General features: G+C 68.8%; 18 protein-coding genes. 16 read left to right on the forward strand and 2 right to left on the reverse strand.

Annotated features, from left to right (window positions below; all coding sequences use genetic code 11):
• Positions 1-244: 244 nt before the first annotated feature.
• A complete protein-coding gene (locus AB4850_RS07300; RefSeq protein ID WP_414441980.1) occupies positions 245-1,162 on the reverse strand; it encodes a LysR family transcriptional regulator in 918 nt (305 codons plus the stop codon).
• Between the two features lie 165 nt (positions 1,163-1,327).
• Between AB4850_RS07300 and AB4850_RS07305 the strand changes: the two genes are divergently transcribed.
• The 10 genes from AB4850_RS07305 (at position 1,328) to AB4850_RS07350 (ending at position 9,887) form a co-directional block, all read left to right on the forward strand.
• Complete coding sequence (locus tag AB4850_RS07305; RefSeq protein WP_414441932.1) at positions 1,328-2,179, forward strand: transporter substrate-binding domain-containing protein; 852 nt, start codon at positions 1,328-1,330, stop codon at positions 2,177-2,179.
• 11 nt (positions 2,180-2,190) lie between these two features.
• On the forward strand, positions 2,191-2,871 hold the full coding sequence (locus AB4850_RS07310; RefSeq protein WP_414441933.1) for an amino acid ABC transporter permease: 681 nt from the start codon (positions 2,191-2,193) through the stop codon (positions 2,869-2,871).
• Positions 2,861-3,523, forward strand: a complete 663-nt coding sequence (locus AB4850_RS07315; protein ID WP_414441934.1) for an amino acid ABC transporter permease — start codon at positions 2,861-2,863, stop codon at positions 3,521-3,523. Before AB4850_RS07310 ends, AB4850_RS07315 begins: the two co-directional genes overlap by 11 nt.
• Before the next feature lie 33 nt (positions 3,524-3,556).
• Complete coding sequence (locus tag AB4850_RS07320; RefSeq protein ID WP_414439157.1) at positions 3,557-4,516, forward strand: agmatinase; 960 nt, start codon at positions 3,557-3,559, stop codon at positions 4,514-4,516.
• A complete protein-coding gene (locus AB4850_RS07325; RefSeq protein ID WP_414439158.1) occupies positions 4,513-5,259 on the forward strand; it encodes an amino acid ABC transporter ATP-binding protein in 747 nt (248 codons plus the stop codon). Before AB4850_RS07320 ends, AB4850_RS07325 begins: the two co-directional genes overlap by 4 nt.
• 2 nt (positions 5,260-5,261) lie before the next feature.
• On the forward strand, positions 5,262-5,678 hold the full coding sequence (locus AB4850_RS07330; RefSeq protein ID WP_414439159.1) for a RidA family protein: 417 nt from the start codon (positions 5,262-5,264) through the stop codon (positions 5,676-5,678).
• 244 nt (positions 5,679-5,922) lie between these two features.
• Positions 5,923-6,948, forward strand: coding sequence for a FecCD family ABC transporter permease (locus tag AB4850_RS07335; protein ID WP_414439160.1), 1,026 nt, complete (start codon positions 5,923-5,925; stop codon positions 6,946-6,948).
• Positions 6,945-7,937, forward strand: a complete 993-nt coding sequence (locus tag AB4850_RS07340) for a FecCD family ABC transporter permease (protein ID WP_414439161.1) — start codon at positions 6,945-6,947, stop codon at positions 7,935-7,937. The genes AB4850_RS07335 and AB4850_RS07340 overlap by 4 nt, the downstream gene beginning before the upstream one ends.
• A gap of 10 nt (positions 7,938-7,947) precedes the next feature.
• On the forward strand, positions 7,948-9,012 hold the full coding sequence (locus AB4850_RS07345) for an ABC transporter substrate-binding protein (protein ID WP_414439162.1): 1,065 nt from the start codon (positions 7,948-7,950) through the stop codon (positions 9,010-9,012).
• A complete protein-coding gene (locus AB4850_RS07350; RefSeq protein WP_414439163.1) occupies positions 9,009-9,887 on the forward strand; it encodes an ABC transporter ATP-binding protein in 879 nt (292 codons plus the stop codon). The genes AB4850_RS07345 and AB4850_RS07350 overlap by 4 nt, the downstream gene beginning before the upstream one ends.
• On the opposite strand, the gene AB4850_RS07355 is transcribed toward AB4850_RS07350, so the two are convergent.
• Positions 9,858-10,832, reverse strand: coding sequence for a LysR family transcriptional regulator (locus AB4850_RS07355; RefSeq protein ID WP_414439164.1), 975 nt, complete (start codon positions 10,830-10,832; stop codon positions 9,858-9,860). The genes AB4850_RS07350 and AB4850_RS07355 overlap by 30 nt on opposite strands.
• Positions 10,833-10,968: 136 nt before the next feature.
• On the opposite strand from AB4850_RS07355, the gene AB4850_RS07360 reads away from it, so the two are divergent.
• From AB4850_RS07360 to AB4850_RS07385, 6 genes are read left to right on the forward strand one after another with little or no spacing between them, the layout of a single operon-like run.
• Positions 10,969-11,940: an ABC transporter permease gene (locus AB4850_RS07360; protein ID WP_414439165.1), complete on the forward strand. Its 972-nt coding sequence runs from the start codon at positions 10,969-10,971 to the stop codon at positions 11,938-11,940.
• Positions 11,937-12,887, forward strand: coding sequence for an ABC transporter permease (locus AB4850_RS07365; protein ID WP_414439166.1), 951 nt, complete (start codon positions 11,937-11,939; stop codon positions 12,885-12,887). Before AB4850_RS07360 ends, AB4850_RS07365 begins: the two co-directional genes overlap by 4 nt.
• 7 nt (positions 12,888-12,894) lie before the next feature.
• Entirely contained in the window at positions 12,895-13,872 is a 978-nt protein-coding gene (locus tag AB4850_RS07370; protein WP_414439167.1) for an ABC transporter ATP-binding protein, read from the forward strand.
• Positions 13,869-14,882 (forward strand): ABC transporter ATP-binding protein, encoded by a 1,014-nt coding sequence (locus AB4850_RS07375; protein ID WP_414439168.1) that lies wholly within the window; start codon positions 13,869-13,871, stop codon positions 14,880-14,882. Before AB4850_RS07370 ends, AB4850_RS07375 begins: the two co-directional genes overlap by 4 nt.
• Positions 14,879-16,519 carry an ABC transporter substrate-binding protein gene (locus tag AB4850_RS07380; RefSeq protein ID WP_414439169.1) on the forward strand — a complete coding sequence of 547 codons (1,641 nt, stop codon included), beginning with the start codon at positions 14,879-14,881 and terminating at the stop codon, positions 16,517-16,519. The genes AB4850_RS07375 and AB4850_RS07380 overlap by 4 nt, the downstream gene beginning before the upstream one ends.
• Positions 16,516-18,450, forward strand: coding sequence for a CocE/NonD family hydrolase (locus tag AB4850_RS07385; protein ID WP_414439170.1), 1,935 nt, complete (start codon positions 16,516-16,518; stop codon positions 18,448-18,450). The genes AB4850_RS07380 and AB4850_RS07385 overlap by 4 nt, the downstream gene beginning before the upstream one ends.
• Positions 18,451-18,458: the final 8 nt, after the last annotated feature.

The following is an 18,458-nucleotide window of genomic DNA, read 5'->3' on the forward strand; positions in this document are numbered from 1 at the left end:
CGGGGATCTCCTTAATGTGTGGCCCGATCTTCATTTTGAAATCCAGCTTTCCCGTTTGCCGGCACGCCTTGCCGATTGAAAATCGGCCTCCGGCTCGCAAGCTTACTCTGGCCGATTACCGAACCGATAGATTTATTTCAATTGAATTGCACCGTCAATCACCAAGGCCGAGTGGCTGAAACTGCGGCAGGCGCTTCCGTGTCGTTAATAAGTTCAATGAAGAATATTTTTGCGCGCCTCGCGATCACGTCACCTGATGAAGCTGTTGCGCAATATCGAGGAACAGATCGAGCGCTCGTGTTCTCGGCCGCGAAATCTCGATGATCGCGCTGATCGTATTTTCATAAACCGGCCCCGACGGCACTTGCGCGAGCGCGTGCCGCTTCGCGAATGATGCCGCGTAAAACTGCGGCAGCAGCCCCACGTACTGCCCGGACAACACCAGCATCGCAACGGCTTCCAGCCCCGATGCGGACGGCCCGCGCTGCATCCCGAGCATGTTGAGCGCTTCGTGCACGAACGGCTGCTCGCGATAGACGAGCGGCAGCGTCGCGGCTTCGGCCATCTTGCGACGCGCGACATACAGCGCCTGCCGCTCGATGAACAGCGGCAGGTAATCGAGGCCGGCCTCGCGCCGGTACATCCCGCGAATGCCGACCTGCACGCGACGCTCCCGCAACGCCAGGTCGAGTTCGTTGAACGTCATCACCTGCAATTCGACGCTCACGTCCGGCGCCTGCTCCTTCAGCGCGGCCAGCGCTTCGGGCAGATGACAGCCTTCATCGCGGATGATGTGCTCGACCATGCCGATCGACAGCGTGCCGGACAACACCCCGCGCACCGCGTCGATTTCCGGCCGGATCCGTTCCAGCGAGCGGATCGCGTCGCGCGCGAGATCGAGCGCGACTTTCCCCGCGTGCGTCAGCACGAATCCCGATGGGCCGCGCTCGCAGAGCCGGGCGCCGAGCGTCTCCTCGACTTCGCGGATATGGCGACTGATCGACGCCTTGGACATGTTCAACTGCTTTTCCGCCGCCGCGAAACCATTGGCCTGCGTGACCGCGCAGAAAATGCGCAGCGAGCGCAAGTCGCGTTCGGTGAAATCGGGTCGGGACACTTGAACGGCTCCTGGGGGCGGGGCGAATGACGAAAAATCGCGCATTCGGAAGGTTTCATTTTTCGGAACCATACCGCCAAAAAAATCATTTTTCACCCTCTTTATGGCGAAATACATTGGGTCGTCAGGCAAATCGCGCGGAGCAGCAGGTCCACGATGCGCCGGCCACAAGACCCGACCACGACCCCACGCCACTCCGCGGAGAACGCAATGAAACAACTGAGCCGACGATCCTTCATCAGAACCACCCTCGCCTCGGGCATGGCGCTCGCGCTGCCCAAGCTCGCGCTGGCCGAAGGCGGCACGCTGGCCGATATCAAGAAACGCGGCAAGCTGGTGGTCGGCACGGAAGCCGCGTACGAGCCGTTCGAATTCGTCGAAAACGGCCAGATCGTCGGCTACGGACACGACGTGCTGGAACTGATGGCGGCCAAGCTCGGCGTGAAGCTCGAGCAGATGAATCTGCCGTTCCAGGGGCTGCTGCCGGGCCTGATGTCGCACAAGTTCGACTTCGTCGCGACCAGCGTCGGGATCACGCCGGAGCGCGCGAAGCGTTTCGCATTCAGCGAACCGGTGGGCGTGGTTCGCTCGGTGCTGCTGGTGCGCGCCGACGATGCGTCGGTCAAGCGCGATCTCGACATCGGCGGCAAGACGATCGGCACGCAGATGGGTTCGTCGTCGCAGCCGGTTGCCGACGAGTTCGAGAAGGAACTGAAGGAAAAGACCGGCAAGGGCTACGCGGGTACCAAGCTGTTCCAGGCCTATCCGGACGTGTCGAACGCGCTGGCGAACAAGACCGTGGACGTCGCGCTGATGCCGTCGAACATCGCCGCCGTGCAAATGAAGCGGCAGCCGAACGTGTTTCGTATCGCCGGCACGATCGGCCAGCCGAAGCTGCTCGCGTGGGTCGCGAATCCGAACGATCTGGAGATCCGCAAGTTCATCAACGATTCGCTCGATGAATTCCGCGCCAACGGCAAGCTCGCCGCGCTGCAGACGAAGTGGTTCGGCGCCCCGATGGACACGCCGCACGCCGACTATCTGCCGGCCGGCGCGATCTGACGCGCGCCATCATGCTGAACTGGCTCGACAAAGGCGGCGTGATCGCGCCGTTTCTCGACGGCGTGGTGTCGGGAACGGCGCTCACCTTGGCGGCCTCCGCGTGTGCGTTCGTCATCGGGCTCACGCTCGGCATCGTGCTGCTGCTCGCACGGATCTCGCCGTTCGGCCCGCTGCGCGCGCTGGTGGTGCTCTGGGTCAGCCTGATCCGCGGCACGCCGGCGCTGATCCACATGCTGATCGCGTACTACATGGTGCCGGCCCTGCTCGACATTTCGATCTCGCCGATCACGGCCGGCATCGCCGCGCTCGCCTGCAATACCAGCGCGTACATCGTCGAAATCCTGCGCGGCTCGCTCGGCACGATCTCGTGGGGGCAGCGCGCGGCCGGTTACGCGATGGGGATGCGCCCCGCCCAGGTGTGGCGCCACGTGCTGTTGCCGCAGATGATCTATCGCGCGATTCCGCCGCTTACCAGCGAGTTCACGCTGTTGCTGAAGGCCTCCTCGCTGATGTCGATCATCGCGGTGCCGGAACTCGCCACGGTCGCGCGCAACGCCACGCTGCAAACCGACTTGCCGTTGCAGGTCTTCTCGATCACCGCGGTGGTCTATTTCCTGATCCTGTTCTGCATCTCGGCCGGCTCGCGAGTGTGCGAGCGCCGCGTCGCAAGGATGCTGCCCCATGGCCATTGATTTCTCGATCGTTCGCGAAGCGGTGCCGGTGCTGCTCGACGGGCTTCGGATCACCGCGCTGGTCAGCGTGATCGGCATTCCGCTCGGCGTGGTGGCCGGGATCGTCGCGGCGTACGCGGCGCAATCGCGCACGCTGCTGAGGCCGGCGGCGCTCGCCTATGTCGAACTGGTGCGCAACATTCCCTACCTGATTCTCGTGTACCTGTCGTTCTTCGGCTTGCCGAAGCTCGGCATCGGCGCTTCGGCGATGACCGTCGCGATCGGCTGCACGGCGTTCTACACGGGCGGCTATTTCTGCGAAATCCTGCGCGCGGCGCTGCGCAGCGTGCCGCGCGGCCAGACGCAGGCTTCGCTCTCGCTCGGCATGACGTTCTGGCAGACGCAGCGCCACGTGGTCGCGCCGCAGTTGTTCGGCTACATCACGCCGCCCACCACGAGCCTCGTGATCATGATGTTCAAGGACTCCGCCATCTTTTCGGTGATGAGCCTGCCGGAGATGACGTACCAGAGCAATCTGCTCACCGCCAACACCTTTGCCTATGTCGAAGTGCTCGGCACGACGGCATTGATCTACTGGATCTGCAGCGTTCTGATGGCCGGCATCGGCCGGCGTGTGGAGACGGCGATCGGGCGGCTCACGCACCACGCCTGACGCAGATCAGGCCATTTTTCTGGAGAGTTTCGCATGACCCAATACACCGTTGCGCCGCGTATCGGCCACCCCACCCTGCTCTATTCGGAACTCGATCTCGACATCGACAACCTGAAGGCCGATATCGCGGTGCTCGGCATGCCGTATGGCGCGCCCTACGCGCCGTCCGATTTCAGCAACGACCAGACCAACGCGCCGTCCGCGATTCGTCAGGCGACCGACCGCGTGGTGCGCAAGCCCGATCATTACGACTTCGATATCGACGGCCCGCTGCTGCAAGGCCGTACCGACATCCGCTTCGTCGATTGCGGCGACATCGTTCCCGATCTGACCCAACCCGGCGAGCATTACGCGCGCGCCGAGGCGGCGGTGCGCCGCATCGTGGCCGGTGGCGCGATGCCGATCGTGCTGGGCGGCGACCACGGCATCACCACGCCGGTGCTGCGCGGGCTCGACGCCAAGGGGCCGATCACGCTCGTGCATATCGATGCCCACCTCGACTGGCGCGACGACGTCAACGGCGTTCGCGAAGGCCTGTCGAGCCCGATACGCCGCGCCTCGGAGATGGCGCACGTCGATCGCATCATCCAGATCGGCCTGCGCGCGCAAGGCAGCGGCCGCACCGAGGAACTGGTCGCCGCGCGCGCCTATGGCTCGGAACTCGTCACCGCGTACGAGCTGCACGACATCGGCATGGATGCGGTGCTCGCGCGGATTCCAGACGGCGGCAACTACTACCTGACGATCGACGCCGACGGCCTCGATCCATCGGTGATGCCGGCCGTGGCCGGGCCGGCACCGGGCGGCGTGACGTTCGTGCAGGCGCGCAAGCTGATTCACGGGCTGGTGAAGAAAGGCCGCGTGGTCGGCATGGACATCGTCGAGATCCAGCCGGAGAAAGATCACGCCAACCTGATTTCCTGCGTGACGGCGGGCCGTCTGATTCTCAACCTGATCGGCGCGTCGATCCGCGCGGGATATTTCGACAAATGAGTGCGAACCAGGCCGTCATCGAGATCCGCGGCATCGACAAATGGTACGGCAGCCATCACGTGCTCAAGCAGTGCTCGACGCAGGTGAACAAGGGCGAGATCGTGGTGGTGTGCGGGCCGTCGGGCTCGGGCAAATCCACCTTGATCAAGACCGTCAATGCGCTGGAGCCGTTCCAGCGCGGCGATATCGTGGTCGACGGCACCTCGCTCGCCGCGAAGTCGACCAATCTGCCGAAGCTGCGCAGCCGCGTCGGCATGGTGTTTCAGCACTTCGAACTGTTTCCGCATCTGGACCTGACGCGCAATCTCACGCTCGCGCAGCGCATCGTGCTCGGCCGCGACGAAGGCACGGCTCGCTCGAAAGCGCGCGAACTGCTCGACCGCGTGGGGTTGTCGGCGCACGCGCACAAGTACCCGGGCCAGTTGTCGGGCGGACAGCAGCAGCGCGTGGCCATTGCACGCGCGTTGTCGATGGATCCGATGGCGATGCTGTTCGACGAACCCACCTCGGCGCTCGACCCGGAGATGGTCAACGAGGTGCTGGACGTGATGGTCGAACTCGCGCGCGAAGGGATGACGATGATGGTCGTCACGCACGAAATGGGCTTCGCGAAACGGGTCGCGCATCGCGTGGTGTTCATGGAAGACGGCGCGATCATCGAAGACAGCCCCACCGACGCGTTCTTTCAGGGCGCCGCCAGCGCCGCCGCGCAACGCTTTCTTTCCAGGATTCTTCATCACTGAACATGACGACGCATACCCGCATCCGCCAATTCAATACCCGGGAAACGTATCCCGAACAGAAGCTGGACAACGACCTGTGCCAGGCGGTCGTTGCCGGCAACACGGTGTATCTGCGCGGCCAGATCGGCCAGGATCTTGACACCCGCGAATCGGTCGGCGTCGGCGACGTGGCCGCGCAAACCGAGAAGGCGATGTCGAACGTCAAGTTGCTGCTGGACGAATGCGGCAGCAAGCTCGAGGACATCTGCAAGGTCACGGTCTACCTGATCGATCCGCGTTATCGCGAAGCCGTCTACAACGTGATGGGCCGCTGGCTGAAAGGCGTGTTTCCGGTGTCGACCGGCATTGTCGTGCAGGCGCTCGCGCGTCCCGAATGGCTCGTCGAAATCGACGTCATCGCGGTGAAACCGGACGCGTGAGTTCCGCTTGCCTCGCGAGTTTCGGCTCGACGGATTCGGCAGCCCGAGGGGGCGCCGTGTCCGGACTCGCGAGCGCAACGCCAAGTCATGAGCATGGCCAACCTCGCCGGACAACGAATCGATTCCGTGCCTCATCTTGACGTTTCGTTAACATCTCCCCGCCTACCATAGCTGCCGTAACAGCAATCATTCCCACTCATCGACGTCGCCGTCCCGCCGCGCCGTCTCGTGCAACGGCAGTCAATTGAAATCCCCAAGATGGACCCTGGCCGCCGGCAGCGGCAGCCAAGGCAATGCGGGCCGCCAGCGTCAACCCGCATCCGGGCGGCGCTTCGCCGTGCTCGGCGTGTCGCTCGGCGTCCTAGCCCTGCTCGCCCTTCTCAGCCTCGCCGTCGGCTCGCACGCACTCGGCCCGGACGCCGATACCGCCCTTTACCTGCGCCATTACCGCTTGCCCCGCACCGCGCTGGCGATCCTCGTCGGCGCGGCGCTCGGGCTGTCGGGCTGCCTCGTGCAGACGGTCACGCGCAATCCGCTGGCCGGCCCCGGCATCCTCGGCGTCAATTCAGGGGCGGGATTGTTCGTGGTGCTCGGCATCGGCGCGGGGGCGATCGCGCCGCTCGAACAGTTCGGCCTGGCCTTCGCCGGTGCGGGCGTGGTGGCGACGCTGGTGTTCGCGGGCCGCTTCCTGTCGCGCTCGTCGGACCCGGTGCGGCTGCTGCTGATCGGCGCGGCGATCGGCGCGAGCCTCGAATCGATCACGGCGGGCGTCACGCTGCTCCAGCCGAACAGCCTCGAACAGTTTCGCCAGTGGGCGGTCGGCTCGGTCGCCGATCGCGACGCGGCCATGCTGCCGGTGCTCGCCGCCTGCGTGGCGGTGGGCCTGCTGGTCAGCGTGGCGATGGCGCGCGCGCTCGACGTGGTGGCGATGGGCGACGAGCATGCCGGCGCGCTCGGCATTCATCGCGGCCGGCTGCTGCTCGCGTGCGGCGCGACGATCTCGATGCTGTGCGGCGCGGCCACGGCGGCGGCCGGGCCGATCGTGTTCGTCGGCCTGCTGGCGCCGCATCTGGCGCGCGTCACGATCGGCGTGGGCATGCGCTGGGCCTTGCCGATGTGCGCCCTGGTCGGCGCGCTGCTGCTGTTGTCGGCCGACATCCTCGGCCGCGTGCTGATTCCCGGCAGCGAGATCCCGGCCGGCGCGATGTCGGCGGTGATCGGCGCGCCGCTGTTCTTCGCGATGGTGCGGCGGCGAGGGTTCAAGCCATGACGCGCATGACGATGGCACTGGCCGCCGCCGTGGCCGCCCTGCTCGCGACGCTGCTGGCGCAGCTCTGCCTCGGCCCGTTCGGCCTCGCGCCGCACGCGGTGTTCGACGCGCTGGCCAACCCGGCCTCGCCGGATCGCTTCGCGGTGCTCACGCTCGGCCTGCCGCGCTACGTGGTGGGCGCGCTGGTGGGCGCAGCGCTCGGCGCGTCGGGCGCGATCTTCCAGACGGTCACACGCAACCCGATCGCGAGCCCCGACGTGCTGGGCTTCGGCGCGGGCTCGGCCACCGGCGCGATCGTCGCGCTCCTGATCAATGGCGGCTCGCCGGCCTCGGCCGCGCTGCTGGCGGTCACGGGCGGCCTGGCGACGGGGCTGGCGGTCTACGGCTTGTCGGGCGGCCTGCAAGGCTCGCCGCGTCAACTGGTGCTGTCCGGCATCATGATTTCGGCGCTGCTGTCGGCGGTGAACGGCTATCTGCTGATCAATACCGACGTGCAGGACACGCAGGTCGTGCTGACCTGGCTGTCGGGCAGCCTCAACGCGGCGTCCTGGCAGGACGTGCCGGGCCTCGCGGCGGCGCTGGTCACACTGCTTGCGATCTGCCTGCTGCGGCAGCGCAGCTTCGGCCTGATCGAATTCGACGACGCGGTGGTCACGACGCTCGGCGCGCGCCCGGGCCTGCAACGCGCGTCGTGGATCGTGCTCGGCGTGCTGCTGGTGGCGATCGCCACCGCAATTACGGGGCCGATCGCGTTCGTCGCGCTGGCGGCGCCGCATATCGCGCGCCGCATGGGGCGCGGACGTTTGCCGAACGTGCTGCCGCCGGCGCTGGTCGGCGCGGTGCTGGTCACCGGCTGCGACGCGATCGCCGCGAACGCGCTGCCGGTCCATCCGCCTGTCGGCATCGTGACGGGCGCGCTCGGCGGCTTCTATCTCCTCGTCCTGTTGCTCCGGCCCGACGCGCGATCCGCCGCCGCGCCCTCTTCCTGAAAGGATTGTCATGCGCTCCGCTTCACCGTTTCCTGTTCGCGCCCGCCAGCGCCTCGGCCGCCTGGCGCGCCAGGCGCGCGCGGCCGCGGCCGGCCTCGCCTTGCTGGCCGCTGGCACGGGCGTGGCCGCCGCAGCCGGCCCCGATGCCGCCGCGCCCGCGTTTCCGGTAACGATCACGCATCAATGGGGCACGACGACCGTCGCGCGCCAGCCGTTGCGCGTGGTCGCGCTCGGCTGGAACGAGGCGGACGTGGTGCTCGCGCTCGGCGTCACGCCGGTCGCGATCCAGGATTGGCAGCAACTCGGCCTCAGGCCGGGCCAGGTCAACCCGTGGTCGCAATCGCTGGTGCATGGCCCCGCGCCGGTGATCCTGCCGCGCGGCGACCTCGATTTCCGGCGGATCGCCGCGCTGCACCCGGACCTGATCCTCGACGTCAACGGCCGCGACAACAGCTCGCAGGCGAACTACCAGTTGCTGTCGCGGATCGCGCCGACGGTGGCCTCGCCGCCCGGCCTGACGAACAACAACCTGCCGTGGCAGCGCCAGGTCATGATCGACGCGCTGGCGCTCGGCAAGGTCGAAGCGGGCCGCGCGCTGATCGCCGCCACCACCGCGAAAATCCAGGCCGTGAAGGCCGCGCATCCGGCGTTCGCGGGCAAGACGTTCACGATCAACTGGGGCGTGCAGAACGGTTGGCACTCCTATGTCGAAGGCGATGTGCGGCCGCAATTGCTGGAGGATATCGGCCTGACGCTGTCGCCGGCCGTCAAGCGCCTGCCGGCCCGAAACTATTTCGCAGACCTGCCGATCGAGCGCACCGGCGCGATCGATGCGGACCTCGTGCTGCTGGTGGCGTTCGCGCGCCCGGCCGCGTCGATCGTCGGCGAGCCGGCCGTGCGGGCGCTCGACGCGTTCCGCCAGCACCGCGTGGTGCTGCTCGACAACCGGCGCGACGCCGAACTGCGCGCGGCCTTCGCCACCGGCTCGCCGGCCAGCATCGATTATTCGCTCGACCACCTCGTGCCGCGCATCGACCGCGCGCTCGCGGGCGCGGGCGACGGAGCCACGCCGTGAACGCGGCCGAAACCGACGCACTCGCCCCGCCCGTGACGGTCGCCAACGACGACGGCCTGCAGGCCCGCGGCCTGAGCCTGCGCTACCCGGGCGGCACGTCGATTGCCGAGAACCTCGACGTGACGATCGCGCCGCACCGCTTCACGGCGATCGTCGGGCCGAACGGTTGCGGCAAATCCACCTTGCTGAAGGCCTTGAGCCGCCTGCTGCGCCCGGCGCAGGGCAGCGTGTTGCTCGACGGGCGCGACGTGCGCGATTACGCGTCGAAGCCGTTCGCGCGGCGGGTGGGCTTCCTGCCGCAATCGTCGCAGGCGCCGGACGGCGTGACGGTGGCCGAGCTGGTCGGGCGCGGGCGCTATCCGCATCAATCGGCGTTCGGCTGGCAATCGGCCGAGGATCGCGCCGCGATTGCCGAAGCCATGGCCGCCACGGATGTGGCCGAGCTGGCCGATCGTCGGGTGTCCGAACTGTCGGGCGGGCAGCGGCAGCGTGTATGGATTGCGATGTCGCTGGCGCAGCAGACCGACATCCTGCTGCTCGACGAGCCCACCACGTTTCTCGATCTCGCGCACCGCATCGAGGTGCTCGAACTGTGCCACCGGTTGAACGCGCGGCACGGCACGACGATCGTCGCGGTGCTGCACGACCTCAACGAGGCGTGCCGCTACGCGGACGACATGATCGTGATGCGCGGCGGCCACCTCGTCGCGCGCGGCGATCCGTGCGAGATCGTCACGCCTGCGGTGATCCGCGCGGCGTTCGGGCTGGATACGCAGGTGATCGCCGATCCGGTCACGGGCACGCCGCTGGTGCTGCCGCTGCTGGCCGGCAAGCGCCGCGCCGCATCAACCATCGGCCAGCCCGCCAGCCGCTGAATCCGGGCCGGCGCCGTCGCGCGCCGGGTCCTGCTCAAACCTCGCCCCTGGCGCATCGAGCGCCGCCAGCGCCTCCCCCAACTGCTCCGCGAACGCTCGCGCCACCGGCCCGAGCGGCTCGCTGTCGAGCGCCGCGATCGCCACGCAAAACGCCAGCGCCGGCCGGAACGGCCGCATCACGAGCCCGTTACCGGCGCAGGTGCTGGCGATCAGACGGCTCACGATGGTCACGCCGATGCCGCGCTCGGCCATCGCGCAGGCCACGCTGACCGAATGCACCTCGGCCGCGATCGCCTGGCTGATGCGGGCATTGCGAAACGACGCATCCACTTCGTGGCGCATCGAACTCTGCCGCCACAACAGCACCATCGGCACGCCGTCCAGGTCGCGCGGGCCGATTTCCGCCAGCGCCGCCAGCGGATGGCCGGCCGGCATCACGCACACCGCCTCGCTCACGAACTCGCGCACCATCGTCAGGCCCGGCTGCGGATCGGGCAGGCGCACGATCGCCAGGTCCACCTCACGGCTGCGCAGCGCCTGCTCGGCGGCCTGATAAGTGCCCGAAAACACTTCGAGCACGGCATCGTCATAGGTTTCGTAGAAGCGCCCGAGCACCGCGGGCAGCAGCGATTGCGCGAGCGTGTTCGGCACCATCACGCGCACCAGCTTGCGGCGCGTGCCGGCCAGCCGCAGTTGCTGCGCATGCCGCTCCAGGCAGCGCGCGGCTTCGAGAATCGCCTCGGCGTCGCCCACCAGCGCGTCGGCCTCGCGCGTGGGCGCGAGCCGCCCCTGCTCGCGCTGGAACAGGGTCAGGCCGAGGTCTTCTTCCAGTTGGGCCAGCAAGCGGCTGACCGCCGACTGCGACAGGCCCAGCCGCTGCGCGGCGGCCGTCGTGGTGTGCAGCGCGGCCACCGCCGCGAACGCTTCGAGCTGTTTCAGGTTCATCGCAGTTTATGCATAGGCGTATGCCGATCGCGCATAGGCTTGCGACCGCCATATTGACGTCGAATCATCGCATCCAACGACCGGCACCGGACAGGCGCCGGCCATCGCATTCTCAACATTCGAGGTTCGACACGCAATGATGGCCTTCATCATCCGCCGCATCGTCCAGAGCGCCGGCGTCCTGTGGTTGACGTCGCTGCTGGTGTTCTGCGGCGTCTACGCAATCGGCGACCCGGTCGCGATCCTGATCCCGGCCGACGCCAGCCCCGCCGAGATCGCCCAGGCGGTGCGCGCGCTGGGGCTGGATCAGCCGCTCTGGCAGCAATACCTGCATTTCGTGGTGCATGCGCTGCATGGCGACCTGGGCCGCTCGTTCGTGTTCGACGAGCCGTCGATTCGTCTGATCTTCGAACGGCTGCCGGCCACGCTGGAGCTGGGCTTCGTCGCGCTGGTGCTGGCGCTCGGCATCGGTTTGCCGCTCGGCCTGCTGGCCGGGCTGCGCGCCGGCTCGCGATTCGACCGGATGGTGATGTCCGGTTCGATCCTCGGCTTCAGCCTGCCGAACTTCTGGCAGGGGATCATGCTGGTGCTGATCTTTTCGGTCACGCTCGGCTGGCTGCCGTCGGCCGGGCGCGGCGCGCTCGGCGACTGGTTCGGCATCCATACGAGTCTCGCCACGCGCGACGGGCTGCTGCACCTGCTGCTGCCGGCGCTGAATCTCTCGCTGTTCAAGATGTCGCTGGTCACACGGCTCACGCGGGCCGGCGTGCGCGAAACGCTGCCGCTCGATTACGTGAAGTTCGCGCGCGCCAAGGGCCTGCCCGAGCGCCGCGTGATCGGCGTGCACGTGCTGAAGAACATCCTGATTCCGATCGTCACGGTGGTGGGCATGGAGTTCGGCTCGCTGATCGCGTTCGCGACGGTAACCGAGACGATCTTCGCGTGGCCGGGCGTGGGCAAGCTGATCATCGACAGCATCACGCGGCTCGACCGCCCGGTGATCGTGGCCTATCTGCTGATCGTCGTGACGATGTTCACGCTGCTGAACCTGCTGGTGGACATCGTCCAGTCGCTGCTCGACCCGCGCGTGCGGCTGGAGGCGGCATGATCGGCCTGCTCGCCCGTTCCCTGCGCACGCGCCTCGCGTTGCGCACCGCGCTGCCCCGGCTGCCGCGGCTCGATCCGCACACCACGGCCGGCCGCGTGGCGCGCAGCCTGGCGGCCTCGCCCGGCATCGCCACCGCCAGCGCGGTGCTGATCGTGCTGATCGCCGTGGCGCTGCTCGCGCCATGGATCGCGCCGCAAAACCCCTACGACCTCGCCCAGTTGAGCGTCAGCGACGCGCGGTTGCCGCCGTTCGCGCGCGGCGGCAGCGGCCACCTTTACCTGCTCGGCAGCGACGCGCTCGGCCGCGACATGCTGGCCGCGATGCTGTACGGGCTGCGCATCAGCCTCGGCGTCGGCCTGCTGGCCGGCGCGGTGGCGATGACGCTCGGCACCACGCTGGGCCTGTGCGCCGCCTACTTCGGCCGCACCGTCGACGCGCTGGTGATGCGCACCGTCGATCTGCTGCTGGGCTTTCCGACCATCCTGGTCGCGCTGATGGTGCTGGCCGTGCTCGGCCAGGGCGTGGACAAGGTGGTGCTGGCGCTGGTCACGGTGCAATGGGCCTATTTCGCCCGCACGGTGCGCGCGGTGGCCGCCGTCGAGCGCCGCAAGGAATACATGGAGGCCGCGCGCTGCCTGGGCCTCGGCCATCGCCGCGTGCTGTTCGGGCATCTGCTGCCGAACTGCCTGCCCCCCGTGATCGTGATCGGGCTGGTGCAGGTGGCCTCGGCGATCTCGGCCGAAGCCACCCTGAGCTTTCTCGGCATCGGCCTGCCGGTCACGCGGCCGTCGCTGGGCCTGCTGATCGCGAACGGCTTCCAGCAACTGCTGGCCGGCAACTACTGGATCAGCGTGCTGCCCGGCCTGCTGCTGCTCACGCTGGTGTTCAGCATGAACGTGGTCGGCGACAGCGTGCGCGAAGCGCTCAACCCGCGTTTGCAGAAATAGGATCGACATGACGACGCCCACGCTTTCCGTGCAGCACTTGCGCACGCATTTCTTCACCGGCGACGGCATCGCGCGCGCGGTCGACGACGTCAGCTTCGACGTCGCGCCGGGCGAGGTGGTCGGCCTGGTCGGCGAATCCGGCTCCGGCAAGTCGATCACCGGCTTCTCGGTGCTCGGCCTGGTGGATGCGCCAGGCCGCATCGTCGGCGGCCAGGTGCTGTTCAACGGCCGCGACCTGACCACGCTCGCGCCCGATGCGCTGCGCCGCCTGCGCGGCAACCGGATCGCGATGATCTTCCAGGATCCGATGATGACCTTGAACCCGGTGCTGCGCATCGATACGCAGATGATCGAATCGGTGCGCGCCCATGCGCGCGTGTCGAAGGCCGCCGCGCGCGAGCGGGCGCGCGACGCGCTCGTGAAGGTCGGCATCGCCGCGCCCGACGAACGGCTCGCCGCCTATCCGCATCAACTGTCGGGCGGCATGCGCCAGCGCGTGGCGATCGCCATCGCGCTGCTGCACGAGCCGGACCTGATCATCGCCGACGAACCCACCACCGCGCTCGACGTGACGATCCAGGCGCAGATCCTCGCGCAGATGCAGGCGCTGTGCGAGCGCACGCGCACGGCGATGGTGTGGGTCAGCCACGACCTGGCGGTGGTGGCGGGGCTCGCGCAGCGCGTGTGCGTGATGTACGCGGGCCGCATCGTCGAATCGGGCAGCGTGGACGCGATCCTCGACCGCCCGCGCCATCCCTACACGATCGGCCTGATCGAATCGCTGCCCGAGCATGCGCCGCGCGGCGCGCCGCTGAAACCGATTCCCGGCATCGCGCCGAACCTGCTGACGCTGCCGGCCGGCTGCGCGTTCGCGCCACGCTGCACGCGCGCCAGCGCGCAGTGCCGCAGCACCGAGCCGCCCGTGACGGCCGACCACGATCACACCTGGCGCTGCTTCCATCCGCGCAACGGAGACACTCAATGAGCCCCCTTCCCGAAACCGCCCCGCTGCTGGAGGCGCGGCAACTGTCGCGGCGCTTCGCGCGGCGGCCCCATTACGCCGAGCGGATCGCCGGCTGGCTCGGCGCGAAGCCGGCCGCGCCGGTGGTGCACGCCGTCGACGGCGTGGATCTGACGATCCGGCGCGGCGAGGTGCTCGGCCTGGTCGGCGAATCGGGCTGCGGAAAATCCACGCTCGGCCGGATGCTGGCCGGTGTGGTGCCGCCGTCCGACGGCACGATTCGCGTGTTCGATGCGGCGGCGGGCGCGGCAACCGAAGCCAAGCACGGCGCGCAACGGCTCGCCACCCAGTTGATCTTTCAGGACCCGCTGTCGTCGCTGAATCCGCGCAAGCGGGTGCGCGACATCATCGGCGAGGCGCCGCGGGTGCATGGCCTGGTCGATCGCGCCGGCTACGACGCGTTCGTGGTGGACGTGATGCAGCGCGTCGGGCTGAACCCCGATTTCCGCGATCGCTTCCCGCATCAGTTTTCGGGCGGCCAGCGGCAACGGATCGGCATCGGCCGCGCGCTGGCCGTGAACCCCGATTTCCTGATCTGCGACGAATCGATCGCCGCGCTCGACGTGTCGATCCAGGCGCAGATCATCAACCTGTTCATGCGGCTGCGGCGCGAGCTCGGCCTCACCTACCTGTTCATCAGCCACGACCTGGGCGTGGTCGAGCACCTGAGCGACCGCGTGGCGATCATGTATCTCGGGCGCGTGGTGGAAACCGCCCCCACCGAGGCCCTGTTCGCGCGGCCGCAGCATCCGTACACGATCGCGCTGCTCGGCCAGGTGCCGCGGCTCGCGAACCGCCGGCATCGCTTCGAATCGATTCGCGGCGAGCTGCCCTCGCCGCTCGCGCCGCCGTCCGGCTGTCATTTCCATCCGCGCTGCCCGCACGCGAACGCGCGCTGCCGCAGCGAGCGGCCGCTGCTGCGCGAAACCGCCAGCGGGCACTGGAGCGCCTGCCATCTCGTGGAGGCGGCATGATGCGTCTCCGTTTTTCGGCGAACGCGCGGCGCGGGTTGCCGGTGCGGCTGACGCTCGCCGCCTGGCTGGCCGCCGCGCTGGCGGGCGCGGCTCCCGCGCAGGCCGCCGATGCCGCTCATCGCGACATCACGATGGCGCTGGCCTCCGAGCCGGCCTCGCTCGATCCGCTGTTCTCGCGCACGCAGAACAACATGCAGACGGCCGAGAACCTGTTCGAGCGCCTGATCTCGCAGGACGAAAACCTGCAGGTGCGGCCCGGCCTCGCGCAATCGTGGCGCAACCTCGATCCGACCACCTGGGAATTCCATCTGCGCCCCGGCGTGCGCTTCTCGGACGGCTCGCCGCTGACGGCCGACGACGTGGCCTGGTCGCTGCAACGCGCGCGCCACGTGCCGAACAGCCCCGCGCCGTTCTCGGGCGCGGTGGCCGAGATCGCGCGCATCGACGTGATCGATGCACTGACCTTGCGGATCGTGACGAAAACGCCGTCGCCGGCCTTCGTCGAGCAGGTCGGGCTGGTGTACATCGCGTCGCGGCACGCCGCGGCCGGCCACGCCAGCAGCGATTACCGCAACCCGGCCGTGGCGGTGGGCACCGGCCCGTACCGGCTGGTGCGCTGGATTCCGGGCGACCGGCTGGTACTCGAACGCAACCCGTATTACTGGGGCAAGCGCCCCGCGTTCGACCACGCGACGCTGCGCTTCGTGGCCAACGACGCGGCGCGGCTCTCGGCGCTGATGTCCGGCTCGGTCGATTTGATCGACAACGTGCCGCCGGTCACGCTCGATCGCCTGCGCCACACGCGCGACGTGACGCTGTTCTCGGGGCCGTCCGCGCGGCTGATCTATCTGGCGCTCGACGGCTCGCGCCCGGTGTCGCCGTTCGTGCATGTCGCGGCGAACCCGGCCGGCGGCGCGCAGGCGGGCGCAAACCCGCTGCGCGACGTGCGGGTGCGCGAGGCCATTTCGAAGATGATCGATCGCGAGGCGATCGCGCGCTACCTGCTCAACGGCGCGGCGCTGCCGGCCGCGCAGATCGCGCCGCCCGGCCTCGGCGGCCACGACCCGCGCCTGACGCCCGATGCCTTCGACCCGGCCGGCGCGCGCCGCCTGCTGGCCGAGGCCGGCTATCCGCAGGGCTTCCGGCTCACGCTGCATGCATCGAACGACCGCTTCGCGAGCGACGGCGATCTGGGCCAGGTGCTCGGCCAGATGCTGGCGCGCGGCGGCATCCGCATCGACGACGTGGTCACGCAGCCGTACAACGTGTACGCCGGGGCCGCCGCGAAGCGGGCCTACAGCGCGTTCGTGTTCAGCTTCGGCAACAGCACCAGCGATTCGGCGATCGCGCTGACCAACGTGATCGCCACCCATTCAACGGCGGCCGGCACCGGCGCGTTCAACCGCACGCGTTATTCGAACCCGCGCGTGGACGCGCTGCTGCAACAGGCCTCGCAAACCTTCGACACCACCGCGCGCCGCCAATTGCTGGCCGACGCGGCCGATGTCGCCTTCCGCGATTACGCGATCGTGCCGCTCTATTTCCCCGTCGATTACTGGGCGGCGCGCGGCGGCGTGATCTTTCATCCGAACCAGGCCGAACGCACTTCCCTGCTCTACGTAGAGACCCGACCATGACGTTTTCCGCTTCGCCGACCGCCGCTTTCCCCGATGTTGCCGCCTCGCCGGCGGCCGGGCTGGCCGACCTGATGGTGCCGATGCGCGACGGCGTGCGCCTCGCCACCGACGTGTACCTGCCGCCCGGCTACCGGGTGGGCATCGACGCGCCGCTGCCGGCCATTCTCGAACGCACGCCGTACGGCAAGACCGACCTGTCGCGCTCGGAGATCCACCACGGCGCGCCGCCGATGAACCGCGCCGACGTGGCGCGCTATTTCGCGGCGCGCGGTTATGCGGTGGTGATGCAGGATTGCCGGGGCCGCTACGGCTCCGAAGGCGCGTTCGAGAAATACATCGCGGAAGGCCCCGACGGCTTCGACACGATGGCCTGGATCGCCGAGCAGCCCTGGTCCGACGGGCGGGTCGGCACGATGGGCCTGTCGTACGCGGCGCACACGCAACTGGCCGCCGCCTGCCTGAACCCGCCCGCGCTGGCCTGCATGGTGCTCGATTCGGGCGGCTTCGCGAACGGCTACCACTGCGGCATCCGCCAGGGCGGCGCGTTCGAGCTGAAGCAGGCCACCTGGGCGTTCAACCGCGCGCGCAACAGCCCGGCCGCCGAGGCCGATCCGCTGGTGGCTGCGGCGCTGGCCGGGCACGACCTGCGCGACTGGTTCGCGCGCATGCCCTGGCGGCCCGGCCATTCGCCGCTGGCCAGCGTGCCGGACTACGAGCATTACCTGTTCGAGCAATGGACGCGCGACGCCTATGACGACTACTGGCGCCAGCCCGGCATCTGCGCCGAGCATTTCTACGGCGCGATGCGGCGCGTGCCGGCGATCTGGATGTCGAGCTGGTACGACGCCTACGTGCAGAGCACGCTGGCGAATTTCGCGGCGCTGTCGGATGTGCCCGAGGCGCCCGCGTATCTGATCATGGGGCCGTGGCTGCACGGCGACCGCAACGTGCGCTACAGCGGCGACGTCGATTTCGGCGAGCATGCGGCGATCGAAGGCGAGCTGGCCGAGGATTGGCTCGCGATGCGCGCGCGCTGGTTCGACCGCTGGCTCAAGCCGGCGGACGCGCCGCGCGCCGTCGAGCCGGTGGCCCGCATCTTCGTGATGGGCGGCGGCAGCGGCCGCCGCAACGCCGACGGCCGCATGTCGCACGGCGGGCGCTGGATCGGTGCGCCGTCATGGCCGCTGCCCGGCACGCAAGCGGTGCCGTTTCACCTGCGCGCCGACGGCTCCCTTACCCGCGATCCGGCCGCAGCCGACGACGCGCAAACCTCGATCGCCTACGCGTTCGACCCCGCGCGCCCGGTGCCCACCATCGGCGGTGCGCTGACCTCGGGCGCGCCGGTGTTCGAGGGCGGCGCGTTCGACCAGCGCGAGCTGCCCGGCTTCTTCGGCGTGCAGGCGCCGGGCCGGCCGCTCGCCGCGCGGCCCGACGTGCTGGTGTTCCAGACGCCGCCGCTTGAACACGACGTGGCGGTGGCCGGCCCGATCCGCGTGCGGCTGTGGGTATCGAGCGACGCGCCCGACACCGATTTCACGGCCAAGCTGATCGACGTGTGCCCGCCCAACGCCGATTACCCGGACGGCTATGCGATGAACCTGACCGACGGCATTTTCCGCTGCCGCTTCCATGCGTCGTGGGAAGCGCCCGAGCTGCTCGAAGCCGGCCGTGTGTACGAGATTGCGATCGAGCCGTTCGCCACCGCGAACCGTTTCGCGCGCGGCCACCGCATCCGCATCGACATCTCCAGCAGCAACTTCCCGCACTTCGACGTGAACCCGAACAGCGGCGAAGCCCCCGCGCTGGCCCGCGCGCCGCGCGTGGCCGTCAACCGCGTGTGGCTCGGTGCGGGCACCCCGTCGCAGCTCGTGCTGCCGATCGTGGACACCGCGCAACTCGACGCGCTCGCGCTGCCGCCGCACACCGCCTGAACCGGCCC

Source organism: Burkholderia sp. 22PA0106 (assembly GCF_047497155.1).
Lineage (GTDB): Bacteria > Pseudomonadota > Gammaproteobacteria > Burkholderiales > Burkholderiaceae > Burkholderia.

Bases quoted from the DNA above. Each gene is read 5' to 3' on its own strand.
- AB4850_RS07300 (WP_414441980.1), bottom strand. From the start codon at position 1,162: ATGCGCGATTTTTCGTCATTCGCCCCGCCCCCAGGAGCCGTTCAAGTG.
- AB4850_RS07305 (WP_414441932.1), top strand. From the start codon at position 1,328: ATGAAACAACTGAGCCGACGATCCTTCATCAGAACCACCCTCGCCTCG.
- AB4850_RS07310 (WP_414441933.1), top strand. From the start codon at position 2,191: ATGCTGAACTGGCTCGACAAAGGCGGCGTGATCGCGCCGTTTCTCGAC.
- AB4850_RS07315 (WP_414441934.1), top strand. From the start codon at position 2,861: ATGGCCATTGATTTCTCGATCGTTCGCGAAGCGGTGCCGGTGCTGCTC.
- AB4850_RS07320 (WP_414439157.1), top strand. From the start codon at position 3,557: ATGACCCAATACACCGTTGCGCCGCGTATCGGCCACCCCACCCTGCTC.
- AB4850_RS07325 (WP_414439158.1), top strand. From the start codon at position 4,513: ATGAGTGCGAACCAGGCCGTCATCGAGATCCGCGGCATCGACAAATGG.
- AB4850_RS07330 (WP_414439159.1), top strand. From the start codon at position 5,262: ATGACGACGCATACCCGCATCCGCCAATTCAATACCCGGGAAACGTAT.
- AB4850_RS07340 (WP_414439161.1), top strand. From the start codon at position 6,945: ATGACGCGCATGACGATGGCACTGGCCGCCGCCGTGGCCGCCCTGCTC.
- AB4850_RS07345 (WP_414439162.1), top strand. From the start codon at position 7,948: ATGCGCTCCGCTTCACCGTTTCCTGTTCGCGCCCGCCAGCGCCTCGGC.
- AB4850_RS07355 (WP_414439164.1), bottom strand. From the start codon at position 10,832: ATGAACCTGAAACAGCTCGAAGCGTTCGCGGCGGTGGCCGCGCTGCAC.
- AB4850_RS07360 (WP_414439165.1), top strand. From the start codon at position 10,969: ATGATGGCCTTCATCATCCGCCGCATCGTCCAGAGCGCCGGCGTCCTG.
- AB4850_RS07365 (WP_414439166.1), top strand. From the start codon at position 11,937: ATGATCGGCCTGCTCGCCCGTTCCCTGCGCACGCGCCTCGCGTTGCGC.
- AB4850_RS07370 (WP_414439167.1), top strand. From the start codon at position 12,895: ATGACGACGCCCACGCTTTCCGTGCAGCACTTGCGCACGCATTTCTTC.
- AB4850_RS07375 (WP_414439168.1), top strand. From the start codon at position 13,869: ATGAGCCCCCTTCCCGAAACCGCCCCGCTGCTGGAGGCGCGGCAACTG.
- AB4850_RS07380 (WP_414439169.1), top strand. From the start codon at position 14,879: ATGATGCGTCTCCGTTTTTCGGCGAACGCGCGGCGCGGGTTGCCGGTG.
- AB4850_RS07385 (WP_414439170.1), top strand. From the start codon at position 16,516: ATGACGTTTTCCGCTTCGCCGACCGCCGCTTTCCCCGATGTTGCCGCC.